The sequence below is a fragment of the Streptacidiphilus sp. EB129 genome (genome assembly GCF_041262645.1).
In the GTDB taxonomy this organism is placed as follows: domain Bacteria; phylum Actinomycetota; class Actinomycetes; order Streptomycetales; family Streptomycetaceae; genus Streptacidiphilus.
Genome location: NZ_JBGCCS010000039.1, coordinates 14,924 through 31,545, shown reverse-complemented (window position 1 = coordinate 31,545; position 16,622 = coordinate 14,924). Strand labels below are relative to the sequence as shown.

Annotated in this window: 13 protein-coding genes and 2 pseudogenes; 9 read left to right on the top strand and 6 right to left on the bottom strand. The window is 68.8% G+C overall.

Translation table 11 applies throughout. The features are described from left to right. Positions 1-23: 23 nt before the first annotated feature. Positions 24-1,265, bottom strand: a complete 1,242-nt coding sequence (locus tag ABH925_RS31945; protein WP_370153679.1) for an ROK family transcriptional regulator — start codon at positions 1,263-1,265, stop codon at positions 24-26. A gap of 252 nt (positions 1,266-1,517) precedes the next feature. Here ABH925_RS31945 and ABH925_RS31940 point away from each other — a divergent pair, with 252 nt between their 5' ends. From ABH925_RS31940 to ABH925_RS31925, 4 genes are all read left to right on the top strand, one after another. After that, complete coding sequence (locus tag ABH925_RS31940) at positions 1,518-2,816, top strand: ABC transporter substrate-binding protein (protein WP_370153677.1); 1,299 nt, start codon at positions 1,518-1,520, stop codon at positions 2,814-2,816. 79 nt (positions 2,817-2,895) lie between these two features. Then, positions 2,896-3,819 carry a carbohydrate ABC transporter permease gene (locus ABH925_RS31935; RefSeq protein WP_370153675.1) on the top strand — a complete coding sequence of 308 codons (924 nt, stop codon included), beginning with the start codon at positions 2,896-2,898 and terminating at the stop codon, positions 3,817-3,819. Positions 3,820-3,968: 149 nt separating this feature from the next. After that, positions 3,969-4,778 carry a carbohydrate ABC transporter permease gene (locus tag ABH925_RS31930; protein ID WP_370153725.1) on the top strand — a complete coding sequence of 270 codons (810 nt, stop codon included), beginning with the start codon at positions 3,969-3,971 and terminating at the stop codon, positions 4,776-4,778. Positions 4,779-4,816: 38 nt separating this feature from the next. Then, the gene (locus tag ABH925_RS31925) at positions 4,817-6,124 is read left to right on the top strand and encodes a Gfo/Idh/MocA family protein (RefSeq protein WP_370153673.1); all 1,308 of its coding nucleotides are present in this window, start codon (positions 4,817-4,819) and stop codon (positions 6,122-6,124) included. A 641-nt stretch (positions 6,125-6,765) separates the two neighbouring features. On the opposite strand, the gene ABH925_RS31920 is transcribed toward ABH925_RS31925, so the two are convergent. Then, positions 6,766-6,894: a hypothetical protein gene (locus tag ABH925_RS31920; RefSeq protein WP_370153671.1), complete on the bottom strand. Its 129-nt coding sequence runs from the start codon at positions 6,892-6,894 to the stop codon at positions 6,766-6,768. A gap of 244 nt (positions 6,895-7,138) precedes the next feature. On the opposite strand from ABH925_RS31920, the gene ABH925_RS31915 reads away from it, so the two are divergent. The 3 genes from ABH925_RS31915 (at position 7,139) to ABH925_RS31905 (ending at position 9,028) form a co-directional block, all read left to right on the top strand. Beyond that, the gene (locus ABH925_RS31915; RefSeq protein ID WP_370153669.1) at positions 7,139-7,366 is read left to right on the top strand and encodes a hypothetical protein; all 228 of its coding nucleotides are present in this window, start codon (positions 7,139-7,141) and stop codon (positions 7,364-7,366) included. Between the two features lie 59 nt (positions 7,367-7,425). Beyond that, complete coding sequence (locus tag ABH925_RS31910) at positions 7,426-7,665, top strand: hypothetical protein (RefSeq protein WP_370153667.1); 240 nt, start codon at positions 7,426-7,428, stop codon at positions 7,663-7,665. 1,174 nt (positions 7,666-8,839) lie between these two features. Beyond that, positions 8,840-9,028, top strand: coding sequence for a hypothetical protein (locus tag ABH925_RS31905; protein WP_370153665.1), 189 nt, complete (start codon positions 8,840-8,842; stop codon positions 9,026-9,028). Positions 9,029-9,401: 373 nt separating this feature from the next. Here the strand turns inward: ABH925_RS31905 and ABH925_RS31900 are convergent. Then, positions 9,402-9,779 (bottom strand): annotated as a pseudogene (locus ABH925_RS31900) (VOC family protein); the annotation flags it as partial. A gap of 497 nt (positions 9,780-10,276) precedes the next feature. Between ABH925_RS31900 and ABH925_RS31895 the strand changes: the two are divergent. Next, a complete protein-coding gene (locus tag ABH925_RS31895) occupies positions 10,277-12,652 on the top strand; it encodes a beta-galactosidase (RefSeq protein WP_370153663.1) in 2,376 nt (791 codons plus the stop codon). A 207-nt stretch (positions 12,653-12,859) separates the two neighbouring features. On the opposite strand, the pseudogene ABH925_RS31890 reads toward ABH925_RS31895, so the two are convergent. Then, a pseudogene (locus ABH925_RS31890) lies at positions 12,860-13,399 on the bottom strand (IS3 family transposase); the annotation flags it as partial. Between the two features lie 4 nt (positions 13,400-13,403). Continuing rightward, positions 13,404-14,387, bottom strand: a complete 984-nt coding sequence (locus ABH925_RS31885; protein ID WP_370153661.1) for an LD-carboxypeptidase — start codon at positions 14,385-14,387, stop codon at positions 13,404-13,406. A 325-nt stretch (positions 14,388-14,712) separates the two neighbouring features. Between ABH925_RS31885 and ABH925_RS31880 the strand changes: the two genes are divergently transcribed. Further along, positions 14,713-15,258 carry a substrate-binding domain-containing protein gene (locus ABH925_RS31880; protein WP_370153723.1) on the top strand — a complete coding sequence of 182 codons (546 nt, stop codon included), beginning with the start codon at positions 14,713-14,715 and terminating at the stop codon, positions 15,256-15,258. 567 nt (positions 15,259-15,825) lie between these two features. On the opposite strand, the gene ABH925_RS31875 is transcribed toward ABH925_RS31880, so the two are convergent. Beyond that, positions 15,826-16,524 carry an SDR family NAD(P)-dependent oxidoreductase gene (locus ABH925_RS31875; protein ID WP_365732038.1) on the bottom strand — a complete coding sequence of 233 codons (699 nt, stop codon included), beginning with the start codon at positions 16,522-16,524 and terminating at the stop codon, positions 15,826-15,828. Positions 16,525-16,622 lie beyond the last annotated feature (98 nt).

Sequence of the window (16,622 nt, the reverse complement as noted above, 5' to 3'; positions counted from 1 at the left end):
CCGCCGCGCCGCGGGCGCTCCCCTCAGCGGGAGGCTGACTCCGGCCGGCCGCCGACTTCGGTGGCGCCCTGGGCCGAGGCGGGGTCCCCGCTGCGCGGTGCGTCGAGGAGGTGGGTCTCGGAGTCGAACAGCTGCCGCTCGATCTCGTCCAGGCACAGCCGCACGGCGCCCAGTGCCACGGCCTCGTCGCCGAGGGTGGAGACGACAAGGCGCGGAGGGAAGAGGCACTGGGCTTCCAGGTGCTTGCGCACAGGGTTGAGCAGGGCTGCGCCGGCTTGGGAGATGCCGCCGCCGAGGACCACGATCTCGGGGTCCAGGGACAGGACCATGGCGGCCAGGCCGTTGGCCATGTCGCGGGCGAAGGCGTCGACCAGGTCGGTGGCACGTGCGTCGTTGCCGACGCCGGCGGCTGCGAAGATGCGTTCGATCTGCTCGGTGGCCTCGCCGAGGGGTGGGTCGTAGGACTGGAGCTGGCGGTAGGTGTTGGCCCAGTCGAGGATGGCCAGGGAGCCGACCTCGCCTGCGGCGCCGTGCCTGCCGCGGTGCGGACGTCCGCCGATCAGGGCGGCCGCGCCCATGCGGTATCCGGCGTGCAGGTAGACCACGTCGTCGGTGCCTCGGGCGGCGCCGCGCCAGTGCTCGGCCAGTGCGGCCAGCTTCATGTCGTTCTCCACCGCTGTCCACGCGCCCCGTCCGCCCTGGGTCAGAATGCCGAAGAATCGTCGGGAACGTTCTCCCAGCGGCAGCCCGGTCCACTGCGGCATGACGGTGGAGGCCAGGACGTTGCCCTGGGCGTCTATCACTCCTGGTGTTCCGGTGACCACGGCCAGCAGGCTGCGCGGGTCGGCTCCCGGGGCTGCGTCCATTGCGCCGGTGACGGTCCTGCGTGCCACCGCCAACCGCTCCTCGGCGCCCAGGTCGGGCCGCACCGCTGCGCGGCAGCTGGCGATGACTTGCCCCGACAGGTCGGTCAGCAGCGCCAGGATCTTGTGGGCTCCGATGTCGACCCCGGCCACGTACGCGGCGTCGGTGCGGAACCGGAATCGCTTGGCGGGGCGGCCCGGCTGACGCTGCCCGGACGAATCGGCCTCGGCCTCGGCGATCCACCCCTGCGCGATCAGGTCGTTGACGGACTCCTCGCAAGTGGGGCGGGAGACTCCGGCAGCCTTGGCAAGCGAGGTGAGGGTGTAGGCGTCGCCCTCGTGCAGAACGCGCAGAACGGCAACCGAGTTGACCCGGCGTAGGTAGGACGAGTCCCCTCGCATGTTCTTCATGGTCAGGGCCCCCGAGTCATCCGCAGGCCCTTCCATGGACCCGCACCTGCCGCAATATTAAGAGTGGCTGCTTAACGTTGGCAATCGAAACGGTGACTTGGTGCGATTGTCGGGTTCAGTTCCCCGTCAGGACCGTTGACAGGGGCTCAGGGGTGTGGGTTACTTCCCATCACGGCAGGGTTATTAAGCCACTCTGAATAAATAGGGCGAGCCCTGGTGCAACCAGGCCGAGAAGGAGCCATCGTGCGAAGAATCATGGTTTTCGGCACCGTCACATTGGCCTGTGCCATGGCGCTGACCAGCTGCGCAGCCGGCGGCAGCAGCACCGGGCAGGCAGCAGGGAAGAAGGGCGACGTCACCTTGACGTTCCTGACCTTCGAGACCCCGAACCTCAACGCCGCCTACTGGGACGCGGCCATAGCCAGGGCCTCGGCCAAGGTTCCCGGGGTGACCATCAAGAAGTTGGTGGCCCCGACGGCGGACCGCACCGCCTACGCCAAGCAGCTCGACGCCTCGGGACAGCTCCCCAACATCATGATCGCCGTCGACTCCGCCGGGTTCGCCCAAGCCGGCAAGCTTGTGCCGTGGAGTGACGCCCAGCTCAAGGACTTCGTCTCACCCCAGTCCAACCCGATCAACGGCAGGATCTACCAGCTGCCCTATAACACCCAGCCCACCCCGCTCGTCTACTACAACAAGGCTGACTTCGCCGCCGCCGACATCACCGCCCCGCCGACGACCTACGCACAACTGCTGGCCGACTCCGCCGCGCTCAAGGCCAAGGGGATGAACCCCTTCGTGGTGGGCGGCGGCGGCGCGGACACCTGGGCAGACATGTACCCCCTGATCGCCGCAGTGGGCACCGACGTCTACGCCGAGAATCCGCAGTGGCTGGCCGACCGCTCGGCCGGGAAGGTCACGTTCGCGGACCCGGCCTTCACCAAGGCGGTCTCGAAGATCGCCGCGCTGACCTCGGCCGGCTACGTCGACAAGGCCGGGCTCTCGCGCTCCTACGCCGACGACGAGCAGGCGTTCCGCGACAACAAGGGCGCCATGTACCCCATGGGCTCGTGGTTCGCGGCCTCCGCCGACGCCAAGAAGCCGAGCTTCGACATGGGTGTGTTCGCCTGGCCCAGCGACGACGGCAGGCTCGTCGTCCCCGCCTACACCGGCGGCGGGATGTCGGTGTCCTCCACGTCCCCCGACACCGCCCTGGCGCAGAAGTGGGCACTGGCCTTCATGGAGGACAAGCAGAACCTGGACGCCTCGGTGAAGAGCGACGGCTCGATCATCGCCATCAAGGGCTACACCCCGCCCACCACGATGGGCCCGGTCTACAAGGCCACCGTCGACATCTACGAGAAGGCCGTGGCCGCGAACGGCATCGTCAACGCCTTCTCCATCGAGACCGGTGACGGCGCCCTGCCGCCCGGCATGTCGGCAACCACCGCCACCGGCGTCCAGGACCTGATGACGGGCAGGAAGACCGCCGCCCAGTTCTCGTCGTTCCTGGACACCGAATGGGCCAAGGCCAAGCAGTAGCCACCGTTCCACAGGTCCGGAGCTGTCGGCCCCGATCGGCTCCGGACCCGCAAGGCAACTATTCGGAAAGGCGGTTGCTGTGACGTCCAACCTCGACGCGGCCAGAGCGCGCAGGTCCCGGCTCGGCGCGACCGCGCGCAGACTCGGCACCTTCAGCGCCTTCGGCGCGCCCGGGCTCGTGCTCTACACAACGTTCGTCCTGGTCCCAGTGGCCCTGACCATCTACTACAGCCTGACCAACCAGAACCCGTTCAACCCCCCGACGAGATTCGTCGGGCTGGCCAACTACATCCGGCTCGCCTCAGACGACGACTTCCTACGGGCCCTGCGCAACACCGCGCTGGTCACCGGCATCATCGTAGTCACCGCCAACCTGGGCGGCCTGCTCATCGCACTGCTGCTGGACCGCAGAGGCTGGCTCTACAACGCACTGCGCAGCGTGTTCTTCACCCCCGTCGTGCTCAGCTCAGTGGTCGTCAGCGTGATCTGGCGGGCCATCCTGACCGACGACGGCCTACTGAACTCCATGCTCCGGTCCCTGGGCGTCACGCATCCGCCGGGCTGGCTCTCCGACCCGAACCTGGCGCTCTTCACCCTGGCCTGGATCCTCACCTGGCAGATGGTCGGCTTCTGCGTGGTGGTCTACCTGGCCGGCCTGCAGGGCGTGCCCGTCGAACTGCACGAGGCCGCCTCCATCGACGGCGCCCACGGGCTGGCCCGGTTCCGCCACGTGACCTGGCCCATGCTCGCCCCCGCGCTCACGATCAACACGGTGATGCTCCTGATCACCGGATTCAAGGTCTATGACCAGGTCCAGGTGATCACCAACGGCGGCCCCGGCAACGGCACCACATCGACCATCGCCTTCCAGGTCGTCCAGACCGCGTTCAGCGGCAACCACGTCGGATACGCCTCGGCGATGGCCACCGTGATGCTCCTGCTGGTCGCCTCGGTATCCGTGATCGTCCTGCGCGTACTGCAGCGCAGAGAGGTGTCGATGTGAGCCACACAGTGAAGCACAGCACCGACACCGGCCGCCCCGCCCGCGCGTCCCGTTCGACCCGTGCCCCGCAGGGCCGACGCGCGGTCGCCGACAGGCGCCCCACGCGCAGGTCCGCGCGCTCCCCCCGATCCGGTGCGGCCTCGCCGGGCATGCTGCGGCCCGTGGCCGCGGTCTTCGTCGCCGCGGTGTTCTTCCTCCCGCTGTACCTGATCGTGGTCAACGTCTTCAAGCCCGGTCCGGACATCGTGCCGCACCCCTTCGCGGTGCCGCTCCCACCGACCTTCGCCAACATCACCGCGGTCCTGTCCCGACCCGACCACCTCTTCTGGTACGGACTGGTCAACAGCATCGAGGTCACCGCCCTGTCCATCACGGTGACCACGATGATCTCGGCCATGCTGGGCCACTACCTGGCGCGCTCCACCAGCATCTGGGCCAGGGCCACCCTGGTCGCCATGCTCTGCGGACTGATGATCCCGCCCGCGGTGATCCTGACCCCCATCACCCAGGTGCTCGGCTCGTTGGGCCTGATGACCACTGTTGTCGGGCTGGTGCTGGTGAACATCGGCTACTACGTCCCATTCGGCGTCTTCGTCTTCATCGGCTTCGTCAAGGGCGTCCCGCTCGACCTGGAGGAGGCCGCCAACCTCGACGGCGCGAGCACCCTACGCACGTTCTGGCAGATCGTCTTCCCGTTGCTGCGGCCCGCCACTGCCAGCGTCATGATCTTCCTCGGCGTCTGGGTGTGGAACGACTTCCTCAACCCCCTGATCATCCTGGGGCCCGACACCGGAACCACCGTAACCGTCGGCATCTACCGCGCCATCGGAGAGCACCAGACCGACTTCGGGGCCGAGTTCGCGCTGATGTTCCTGGCCACCCTGCCCGTCCTGGTCTTCTACGTGGCCTTCCAGAAGCACTTCGTCAAGGGCCTGACCGGGGGGGCGACCAAGGGATGACCAGCACCGCACCCACCCCAGAACAGACAGGAAACCCTGTGCGTACCCCGCATGCATCAACAGCGTTCATCAGCGGAGCACTCACCGAGCCCGCCGACCGCCCGCTGACCATCGCCATCCTGGGAGCCGGCGCCCGCGGCAGCGCATACGCCCGACTCGCCTCCGAGCGCCCCTCCCAGGCCCGGATCGTGGCGGTGGCCGAACCCCGGGACCCGGTCCGCGAGGGTTTCTCCAGCCGGCACCAGGTCCCGTCGGCAGGCGTGTTCCGCACATGGGAGGAATTCGCCGCCCGGCCCCGCATGGCCGACATCGCGGTCATCGCCGTCCAGGACGCCGACCACGTCGCCGCCGCGACCAGGCTGGCCGACCTGGGCTACCAGCTGCTGCTGGAGAAGCCGATGGCCACAACCGAAGCCGACTGCGAGGCCATCGCCGCCGCCGCCCGCCGCAACCACACCGCCCTGGCCGTCTCCCACGTCATGCGCTACACGCCCTACACCATCGCCCTGAAACAGGCCCTCCTCGAAGGAGCCATCGGCGACGTCGTCAGCGTCCAGCACCTGGAACCGATCGGCTACTACCACTACGCCCACTCATTCGTACGCGGCAACTGGCGCAGGAAGGACACCGCGACCTTCCTGCTGATGGCCAAGTCCTGCCACGACATCGACTGGCTCAACGACATCATCGGCCTGCCCGTGCGCAAGGTCTCCTCCTTCGGCAGCCTGGCCCACTTCCGAGCCGACCAGGCACCTGCAGGTGCCACCGCACGCTGCATCAGCTGCCCGGTGGAGCCCAGCTGCGCCTACTCGGCCAAGCGGATCTACCAGGACGGGCTGCGCCGCGGCGGCACAAAACGCTACTTCACCCAGATCGCCACCGGCGGCGAGCTAACAGAGGCAGCCGTTTCCACCGCTCTGGCGGAGGGCCCGTACGGGCGCTGCGTCTACCGGTCGGACAACGACGTGGTCGACCACCAGGTCGTCAACCTCGAGTACCAGGGCGGCATCACCGCATCCTTCACCCTGTCCGCGTTCACCCCCGTGGAGAACCGGCACACCAAGATCTTCGGCACCCACGGCCAGATCACCGGCGACGGACGGCATATCCAGGTGTACGACTTCCGCACCGAACGCACCACCGTCATCGACACCTCTCTTGACGGCTCCTCGGCCGCCGAGGGGCACGCCGGCGGCGACGCGGCAATGTTCTACGCCTACCTCGACGCACTGCACAGCGGACGCGGTGAACTGATCATGTCCGGGATCGAAACCAGCCTCGAAAGCCATCGCGTCGTCTTCGCGGCGGAACGCTCCCGGACAGCCGGCACCGTCATCGAGCTCTGACGCCCGGCGACCCACCGACGGCACCTCAAACCTGGTTCGGGGCAGCTGTCATCGGTTGCGGTAAGCCGGGATCCGGACGGACAGTAGATCTGCGCTGGTCCGACAACGACGATCACAGGCCCCGGACGCCGGGCCCGACCCAACCCGGCACCCACGGAGCCTGTGTGAGCGCGCAGCCCTCTGTCAGGCCCAGGTATCCGCGCCGGGCCGCCACCCCCCGGGGAGCACTGCATGCCTGCCTACCAACTGCGCGCCGAGCACCAGCCCGGCCATCCTGTCGGCCGCGAGACCCGATGCTGGCACATCGCCCGCGCCAACGGCTTGGTCGCGTTGTGCGCGCACCTCCTGGACCCCGTCGCCGACATCCTCCCGATCACCGACATCGACACCATCAGCCCCCGGTACCGGTGCGAGCAATGCTGGGACTGGTACTACCGCAGCGGCATCAGCGAACTGGCCGCTCCCGGCCCGACCGCAACGCGCCCAAGGAGCGCGGGCAGGGCCGTTACGGCCAGCTGCCGACCTTGGTTCCACCCTCCGGCTTTCCCCCGCATGCCCGCAGATCAGGAGAGTGTCAGCTGCCCTGTGATCGCGAGCGCCACCGCGGTGCGACTGGCGCCGTCGCCAGTCGCACCCGGGTGTCAGCCGGTCGGGTCGGCCATGAACCGCTCGAACACGATGCGCAGCCCCTCGGGCGGGGTGCGAATGGAACGGGCCGGGGCTGGACCGTCGACGCTCTTGCTGTAACCGCAGTTCAGAAACCTCTGCATGAGGGCGCTCAACACGTCGGCACCGGACGCGAGGGCCGCCCAATCCTGGCCCCATGCCTCCCCGCTGCCCGTTCCCGTATCGCCCAGCCGCCTGAGCCCTTGAGGCAGCGGTCTGGGACCTGCCCGCCACCGCGGGCGGCGTTGTACGGGCCGTCCGCCCGAGTCGCGGAGACAGCCGCGGAGCGCCCGACGATCGTGCGGACCGCCAGATGCCGTCTCGGCACAGGACAGCCACCCTGGACACATGAGCGAGCGAGAGCGTGAACCGGCCCATGTGACTGTCCACCCCGTCGTGGATGCGCTCCCGCCTTTCCGGCGCGTCGAGATCCGGGGCACCTACGTCGGCAAGGCGCACTCACTGGCGGATGTCCTGGAGTTCTGCCGCCGTGCCGGACTGCAGGACGCGGACCCCGAGTCATCCGACAGCGTCCACTGGGTCGGGGACGGACCGCACGTGTGGGAGGCTACGTAACTCCACTGGGGTGTTCGGGCCGCCCTGCGGCTGTCGCGGCCGCGGGTTACGGTCCTCACATGGTCGATGCAGACGAACTGCTGGTACGCATCCGCAGGGTCCGCGACTGGGCAGGCGGTCAGGCGGAACGGTACGGCGCGGAGCGCGGCAGGCTGGAGGCCGCCGCCAGCGATGTTCCCGATGCCCAGCAGGACCAGCATGCGATAGCACGGACCAACGCTGCGATCCGGGCGGAGACCTTCGCGGTGGTCCACGACACGCTGGACGAGATCCTGAACCCCGGCAGGCACTCGGAATAGTGCGGGGCACGGACACCGCGGAGCCCCGCCAACGAGGGCGCATGTGCGCTTTGAGGGCGGCGCGGCCGGTCTCCCCGAGACCGGCACCCCTGCGCCAGCCGCAGGAGTGGGCATCAGCTCCCACCGCTGACGGGCCTGGCCCGCACATTCTGCCGACCAGAACTGCGCTCGGGATCCGGCCCGCCGGATTCGGACAGGCGTCGGATTCGGGGGTGAACCTATACCCGCCGACCCCACACCAGGCCGTTGAGCAGGACACTTCCGGCCAGTCGCGTTCCGTCCCGGCCACAACCGGCCCGCAACTGTGACCCGGACGGACACAGTTGCGGGCCCACCCGGCACCGCAACACCCCGTCGACGACGTTGAGAGGGCCAGCCCGTCCCTCTCAAACCGCGTCACACGGTCGGAGGAAGCCGCTGCGCCGACCGGCCCCATCCGTGATCCGTGCCGCGCGTTGGCCGTGGTTACTGGCATCAGCGCCGCCGACCTGAGGGCTTTCCCCTCGGCGCGCGCCGCGACCAGTCACTTCCCGGCACGCGGGAACCGCTGGCATGGCGGCTCAGCGGCTCCCGAGCAGCCCCTCCCGGCAAAGATGCCGACCGGGCACGCAGCAGCAACCCTGAAACACACGGAGTCCGCCGGATCGAGTCGCAAGTCCGATCAGGATCTGCGCTCCTGACGAGCACGGAGCGTCGTCGCCCGGACGGCCCACCCGGATCGCATCCGCGCCCGCCCTGGTGCCTGATGGTAGTGGGCGCCGGTCCGGACGTGACCCCTCCCGTCGACCATGCCCCGCCGGGCAGGCATCTCAGCCTCTTCTCCCCGGCGCCGGGGAGCCCTCGTGCGGCGGCGCGGGGGCTCCCGCCATACGCGATGCAGCACACGGCCGGGGGAATCCGTGCCGCCGATCGGCCTCAACCCGTTCCCCCGCCGGTCGATGGTGTGGTGACTTGGGGTGGCGCTGCTGAGGGCACGTCTGGAGCCAGCGCACGCCGGACGCCCTCCGTCGCCCGGCACCTGCGTGGGAGTCCCTTACAGAGACGGGGGACTCCCACGCACCCGCGATCAGGCTCGGGATGCCCGGCCGCCGCCCAGCGTCCACGCTTGAGGCCATGACCGACACCAGCACCAGTCACGGCGGCCACAACCACGAACATCCCGCCCCACATCGTCGTGCACCCGGTCATCGACGCAATCCCGCCGTTCCGCCGCGTCGACATCCTCGCCACCCAGGCCGGCAAGGCGTACTGCCTCGCCGACGTCGCCGAGCTCTGCCGCCGCGCCGGCCTGGAGGACATCGACCCGGACACCGACGACACGGTCGAGTGGATCGGTGGCACCTGGGACACCTGGCAGACGTGACCGCATATTCCACGCCCTCCGCCACACGCGCTCAGCGCGAGGCTTCCACCGCTGCCAGTCCAGGCGCGGCAGCGGCAGGACACCCGCAACGGCACCGGTGACCGCGACAGAAAGGGCGGTGTGCGGCGGGGTGACCGGGGCTGCACGCGGACATGACTCGCGAAGCACCGCCCCGGCCAGCACGACCACGGGGAATGGTCTCGCCCGGACCAACGAGCGCCCCGGCCCGGCGTCACGGACCAGCGGTGCCCAGGATCTTCGGCTGCCCGTAACATCCCCCATCCCCAGCTGGCCTCGCGGCAGTGGAACGCACTCGGAGAGCTCCGCCGCCTTCAGGAGCACAGTGTCGATGCGCCGGGGGTGTCGCCGCGTGGCTGCCGTAGGGACGGGTGATGAGCTCCATGCCGTGGCCGGCCGGATCGAGGAAGTACAGCCCGCGCCCGCCGTGGTGGTGGTTGATCTCGCCTGGCTGCTTCATGTGCGGGTCGGCGTAGTACGTGATCCCGGCCTGCCGGACCCGCTCGAACGCCGAGTCGAACTCATCCTCGGAGATGAGGAAGGCGTAGTGCTGCATGGTGATCGACTCGACCGGGATGCCGGCGAAGTCCAGGGTGACGCCGTTACTGGTGGTGACGGGGACGAACGGCCCCCACTCGATCCCGACCTCAAGGCCCAGGATCGTCGCCAGGAACTCGGCGGATTCCCGGTTGTCCCGGGCGTGAACGATGGTGTGGTTCAACTCGACTGACATGTGCGAATGCCTCCGTAAGGCACCTCGCGGACACCTCCATGCCTCACCCAGCCGGTGACCGACACGCGATGCCGCGCCCACGACCCTATGCGGCACAGCTCTCATCGTCGAGTGGCACTGACCGCCAACTGCGGTGATGTCCCCTCGCTGCCTATCGGTGTCCGGCTGAACTTCAGCTGCCCGTTGTCGATGACCAGGTAGGCGTGGGAGCCGACGAATTGAGCGTCGGACTGCGACTCCCGTCCGTTCCGCGTCAGCCCATTCTGGTCAGTTCGCGGCAGCGGTGACGAGGGTCGGCGGCGAATCGCCGCCGGGCCGGGAGGATCTGGCATGCGCCGGCGCGGCCGATGCGCGAAGGTGACTGACGCGTCACCAGTTCACACAAGTTCGCGCAATGAATCTGACAGAAACGATTGAAACTGCTCAGGTATCCCGCTTTACTGGCGCACACACCAGCTCCCCCCGGCCCGCCCAGCAGTCCAAGCGAGGAGACACGTGTGAATCGTCGACGCTTTCTGTCCGTCAGCCTGCTCAGTGCTGCCGCTACCGCGGTCGCCGGTTCCACCTCCCACGCCGCCACCGGTGGAGCCTCCGGCCGGTTCGCCTTCGCCGCCGACGGCAGCGCGTTCCTGCTCGACGGCGCACCGTTCCAGATCCGCAGCGGTGAGATGCACCCGGCCCGGATCCCGGTCGAGTACTGGCGGCACCGGATCCTGATGGCCAAGGCCATGGGGATGAACACGATCTCGATGTACATCATGTGGAACTACATCGAGGAGACGCCAGGGGTGTTCGACTTCACCACCGACCGGCGCGACGTCGAGTCCTTCATCGGCCTGTGCCAGCAGGAGGGCATGTGGGTGCTGCTGCGTCCCGGCCCGTACGTCTGCGGGGAGTGGGACCTGGGCGGCCTCCCGCCGTACCTGCTGCAGAACCCCGACATCAGGCTGAGGGTCAAGGCGGCCGACGACCCGCACTACATGGCCGCGGTCACCCGCTACTACAACGCCCTGATCCCCAGAGTCAGACCGCTGTTGATCGACAACGGCGGGCCGGTCCTGATGGTCCAGATCGAGAACGAGTACGGGTCCTACGGCAACGACGCCCAGTACCTGGAGGAGCTGCGCCAACTCTGGCTGCAGAACGGCGTCGACGGCCCGTTCTACACCGAGGACGGCCTCGGCCAGGTGCAGGCCAACAAGACGGTGGTCAGCGGCGGAGCCGTCGCGTTGAGCGGGGGCGAAGCCTCCTCGATCACCCAGGCCCGGCAGAGCTTCCCGGCGGTGCCTGCGATGGCCGGCGAGGTCTACCCCGGCTGGCTGACCCACTGGGGCGACAGCACCTTCCAGGGCCAGGGCAATGACGTCTCGTCAACCCTCCAGGGCTGCATGGCTGAGGGCCTATCCTTCAACCTCTACATGATCCACGGCGGCACCAGCTTCGGCTTCTTCGCAGGCGCCAACGCGGACGACCTGTCCGGCGACTACCAGCCCGACGTCACCAGCTACGACTACGGCGCACCGATCACCGAACAGGGCACGGCGACCGCCCGGTACACCGAGTACCGCAACCTGATCGCCGGCTACCTCAGCAGCCCGCTGCCCGACGTACCCGCCCCCGTGCCCACCATCGCCCGAGCCGGCGGCACCGACCTGATGCCGGCCGCCTACGCCTCGCTGTGGGACAACCTGCCTGCCCCACTGCCCGCCGCCCTGACGGTCGACCCGCAGCCGATGGAGACGTACAACCAGAACTCGGGCTTCATCCTCTACAGCAAGCAGCTCAGCGGCTACGGCGGAGGCCAACTGGTGATCCAGTGGGTCCACGACTACGCCACCGCCTTCCTGGCCGGCCACTACCAGGGCGGCCTCTATCGGCAGACCCTGCCCGCGAACGTGGCCGGCCCCCTCAACATCGCCACCGCCAACGCCCCGCTCACACTCGGCACCTCCACCGCGATCGGAACCTCACCGCGGCTCGACATCCTGGTCGAGGGCCTCGGCCGGACCAACTACGGCCACGCCCTGGTCGACCGCAAGGGCATCCTGCAGACCGTGACAGTGGCGAACTCCGCCCCCCTCACCGGATGGCAGACCACCTGCCTGCCCATGGACGATGCCTTCGTCGCCGGCCTGACCGCCAAGGTGACCGACCCGCAGCGACCCGGGATCTTCTTCCGCGCCCAGGTCGGCCTCACCACCACCGGCGACACCTACCTCGACATGTCGAACTGGACCAAGGGCGTGGTCTGGGTCAACGGCCGCAACCTGGGCCGCTACTGGCAGATCGGCCCGCAACAGCGGCTGTACTGCCCGGCATCCTGGCTCAAGCAGGGCGTCAACGAGGTAGTGATCTTCGACCAGCACCAGGTCACACCGCGGCCCATCACCCTGCAGTCCACGCTCGCGGGACCAGCCGTCACCTCACCCTCCATCAGCAAGACCGGATGGCGACTGCTCTACGCCGACAGCCAGGAGACCCAGGGCGAGAACGGCGCGGCCACCAACGCCTTCGACGGCAACACCACCACCATCTGGCACACCCAGTGGTACGCCACCAACACTCCGCTGCCGCACGAGATCCAGATCGACCTGGGCACCCGCTACGCCCTCGACTCCTTCTCCTACCTCCCACGCCAGGACGGCAACGCCAACGGCCGGATCGGACGATACGAGGTCTACGTCTCGGACTCCACCGGCAGCTGGGGCGCCCCCCTGGCGACCGGCAGCTTCGCCGACACCGCCGCGCAGAAGACCATCACTCTGCCGGTCACCGTCGGCCGCTACCTGCGCCTTCGAGCCCTGACCGAAGCAGGCAGCCGCGGCCCCTGGACCAGTGCCGCCGAGCTCTCGCTCACCGGCGTGCCCGCCTGACCGCAGGAACCCGCCTGGACGGCTACGAGGTCCTCGGGTTCGGCGGGGATGCACTCCGGGTGGCGGGAGCACGGAAGATGCTCACCGAATTCTTCCCGGTGCTCGGGGCCTCCCCCCCACGTGGTAGACACGGGTTTGTGTGGTTATACGGCGAGGGCCAGGGTAGCTGACTGCTGCTGTTCGTAGGCGATGGGGCTGACCTGGCCGTTGCGCCCCGTGGTCGGAGTGGAAGACCGCACCGTCCAGGCTGCCGCGGGTGGCGGCGGCCATGCGCAAGGCGTCGGCAACCAGGTCCGTGCGCATGTGCCCGGCGGTCGACCAGCCGACGACGCGCCTGCTGAAGCAGTCCAGCACCGTCGCCGGATACAGGAACTCCCCATCCCCGACCGGGAGATACGTGATGTCGCCCATGTACTTGCGGTTCGGCGCCGGCGCGCTGAAGTCGCGCCCGAACAGGTCCGGCACCGGGGTGGCCGACGGCTCGGGCACGGTGGTGCGGACCCTGCGGCGCAGATGGGTGCGCACGATCCCGAACCTGCGCATCACCCGCGTGACCCGCTTCTCGTTCACCGCCAGGCCGTCCTGCCGCAGCTCAGCGGTGATGCGCGGAGCGCCGTAGGCCCCGTCGGAGTCGGCGTGGACGCGCTGGATCCGTGCGGCCAGCACACCGTCGGCCTGCTCGCGCTCCTCCCAGGCCGTGGCAGCCGAGCGCCACTTGTAGTAGCTGGAACGCTGGATGCCCAGCACAAACTCAGCTTTCCGCGACCGCCGACTCGAGCAGGGACAGCGTGCGGTTGTCCGCGTCCACGTCTGCGCGGACGCCGAGAGGCAGCGGCAGGTTCGGCGAGGTGTGTCCGAAGTCGACCTGGGCGAGGACCGGGATGTCACGCTGCGCCAGGACGTCGAGCACAACGTCGCGCAGACCGACCTGGTCACCGCCGCCCTCGTAGGGCGTGACCTCGGTCGGGATGCCGACCACCATGCCCGCGATCCGGTCCAGCACACCGGACAGCCGCAAGGCATGCAGGTCGTTCCAGATCCGCGTGACCGGCCGCTGTAGCTCTTCCCAGAACAAGACGGCGCCATCGAACCGTTCGGCGGCCAGGGCGAATGGTGTTGCCTGCAGGAGGACCAGGCGGTTGAGCAAGCCGCCGACCAGTGGTCCCTGCGCGCGGCCCGGCCGCCAGGTTTCCCAGGCCCCCATTGCCGGCAGCACGCCCGGTCCCTCGGCCTTGGTGAGCACACGGGCGTAGAGGTCGACGAGTTCGGACCGACGGGCCTCGTCGCCCAACGTGTACCAATCGCTGCCGAAACCATGGGTGACGATGTCGGCGTGGAAGCCGACCAAGCCGGTCTTGGCGTACAACGCCATGTGCAGCAGCGAGATGTCGCTGTAGCCGAGGATCGGCTTCGGGTCGGCCCGGATCGCGTCCAGATCGATCAAATCAAGATAGCCGATGGTCGCCTGCCCACCGGTATGCGCGACGATGGCCCGCACCTCCGGGTCACGGAGTAGACCATTGAGCTCGGCAGCCTGCTCCGCCGGAGTGCCCGATGCCCACCAGCGATTCCGCGCTGGGTCGACCATCAGGCTGACTCGCACACGGAAACCCATCCGCTCCAATATCGCCACACCGCGGGCGAGCAGTGGTTCCTCACCCGGCTCAAGCTGGCCCGAGGGTGCGGTAACGACCACGAGGTCGCCGGAACGTAGCGCGCGGGGCCGAAGGATCACAGAGATGGGGCCTCCTTGTTGATCAACGATGGCGAGCAACAAGGCCAGTGCCGCCGATATTCCGCCTCCCCGACGTGATCAAAGCCCCGCAACCCCGACCGACCCCTCCGACCGCCTCCACGCGGACACCTTCGACTGTGCCTGACAGCCCCACTTCGCCACCCCAGACAGCCAACGAACCGATGTGGAATCACGCCCCGATGTCAACCCCCGAAGGATTTCGGGAGCCGACCACTTTAGCCTCAGGTCTTCTCCGGTCCGCGGCTGTTTTCCGGCTCCGCCATGATGCGGTGACCGTCGGGCAAACTACCGCGAACCTTAGCTCCTGTGCGGCGATGACACCGCCTCCGGGCACGCCGTCATCGAGCGCATCCGCGCCGAGCACCCGGAGGTGACCGGCATCGCCACCCTCAACGAGGCCGCGCTGCCCGGGATATGGCACGCCCTCGAGGACGCCGGGCTGCACGTGCCCCGCGACGTGTCCATCGCCGGAGTCGCCGCGCGCCAGTGGGCCGAGGACTTCCGTCCACCGCTCACCTCCGCCGACGTCCCCGCCCAGCCGATGGGCACCCAAGCCGTGGAACTCCTCGTCGAACGCATCGCCGCGCCCGACACCCCGCCGCGCCACATCCTGCTCACCCCGCCCATCTCGCTGCGCGCCAGCACCGGTCCCGCCACCCCGCCGTCCGGTGGCACCCCCGGTGATCGATCGCGACCCTGGCCCCCCGGCGCCTCGCCCCGGTCGCCGTCGAGGCGGCCCTGGCCCGCGGTGAGCGAGACCGCCCGAGGCCTTCTCGTGGGACCGACAGGGCGCTCGGCGAGTCAACCGTTGCGATGCCCTGTCGGTCCCGTTCCGATCAGACTGCGCTGAAGGTCCACTGCAGGTTGGTGCTGCCGTTAACCGGCCACGATCACCGGCTACGAAGATCCTGGATGAGCCAAGAACCGCACCATGTCAGATACCTGGACCCGGATCCGGCGCGACGTGTGGGTGAGGCAACGGGCCACGACAAACGGGCGCGGGGAACTGCGCCGCCGACCATGCACCTCCGTAGAGGGCTGGTCTCGCAGTTCCCCGCGCGCCTAGTGCTGTACCGGGCGCTCGCCGAAGCCGGGGAAGCCGACACGTCCGACGACGCACAGGTCATCGGCCCCCGCCGCCCGGTCCGCGCCCGCATCACCGGCCGCGGAAGCGGCACCGACCCGGAGCTGATGGAACGGCTCACCGCACAAGTCCTGGACGGCGACACCGTGACCCTCCGTCAACTTGAGGACGCAGGTCAAAGGGCTGGCGTCACGGTCGCCCCAGGTTCTCACGCTGGTCGGAGGCGGCAGTCTCCGGAGTAGATCGCCTGTCAGCGGTTGACTCCCGCCCAGAACCGGTCTCGATGTTCTGCCCGTTCTGTTCTTCAGGGCCAGTGACCCGGCACCGCCGGTGTCAGGACCAGGCGATCTCGCCATGGCGGTCGATGAAGCGTCCGGTGCCGGCGCCGGGCTCCTCGGTGGCGAGGGCAACGATCGCGTCCGTGCCCTCGGTGAGGGTCTGGGAGCCGCTGTGACCGTTTATGTCGGTCGCGGTGTAGCCGGGGTCGGCGGCGTTGACGCGAATGCCCTTGAGCCCTTTGGCGTACTGCGTGGTCAACATCGTCAGCGCCGCCTTCGAGGAGGCGTACAGCGGCGCGACGACGTGCGACTCGGACCGGCCGGGGTCGTGGGTGAAGGCGAGGGAGCCCATGCCGCTGCTGACGTTGATGATCACGGGGTCGTCCGAGCGGCGCAGCAGCGGCAGGAACGCGGTGGTGGTGCGGACGACGCCGATGACGTTGACGTCGAGGACGGCGCGGGCGTCGGCGGCGGTGAGGTCGCCGGGATCACCGAAGGGACCCTGTACCCCCGCGTTGTTGATCAGGACGTCGATCCTGCCCTCGTGCTCGGCGACGTCCGCGGCGGCGGCGGCCACGGACGCGTCGTCGGTCACGTCGACGGGGACGAAGCGTGCGCCCAGAGCGGCGGCTGCCTCCTCACCCCGCTCACGGTCGCGGGCTCCCAGGAGAACGGTGTGACCGCACGCGATAAGGCGGCGGGCGGTCTCGCGGCCGATGCCCTTGTTGGCTCCGGTGATGAAAGTGATCGTCATGCCTTCGATGGTTGCCTGGACGAGGGAGCCGAACCAGAGACGCTTCGACGGTGGGAAGACCAGTACCACCCTCGCGCCCCCGCATGTGATCGGGGATG

Excerpts from the sequence above, each read along its gene's own strand:
- ABH925_RS31945 (WP_370153679.1), bottom strand. The coding sequence starts at position 1,265 with ATGCGAGGGGACTCGTCCTACCTACGCCGGGTCAACTCGGTTGCCGTT.
- ABH925_RS31930 (WP_370153725.1), top strand. The coding sequence starts at position 3,969 with ATGCTGCGGCCCGTGGCCGCGGTCTTCGTCGCCGCGGTGTTCTTCCTC.
- ABH925_RS31920 (WP_370153671.1), bottom strand. The coding sequence starts at position 6,894 with ATGCAGAGGTTTCTGAACTGCGGTTACAGCAAGAGCGTCGACGGTCCA.
- ABH925_RS31915 (WP_370153669.1), top strand. The coding sequence starts at position 7,139 with ATGAGCGAGCGAGAGCGTGAACCGGCCCATGTGACTGTCCACCCCGTC.
- ABH925_RS31910 (WP_370153667.1), top strand. The coding sequence starts at position 7,426 with ATGGTCGATGCAGACGAACTGCTGGTACGCATCCGCAGGGTCCGCGAC.
- ABH925_RS31875 (WP_365732038.1), bottom strand. The coding sequence starts at position 16,524 with ATGACGATCACTTTCATCACCGGAGCCAACAAGGGCATCGGCCGCGAG.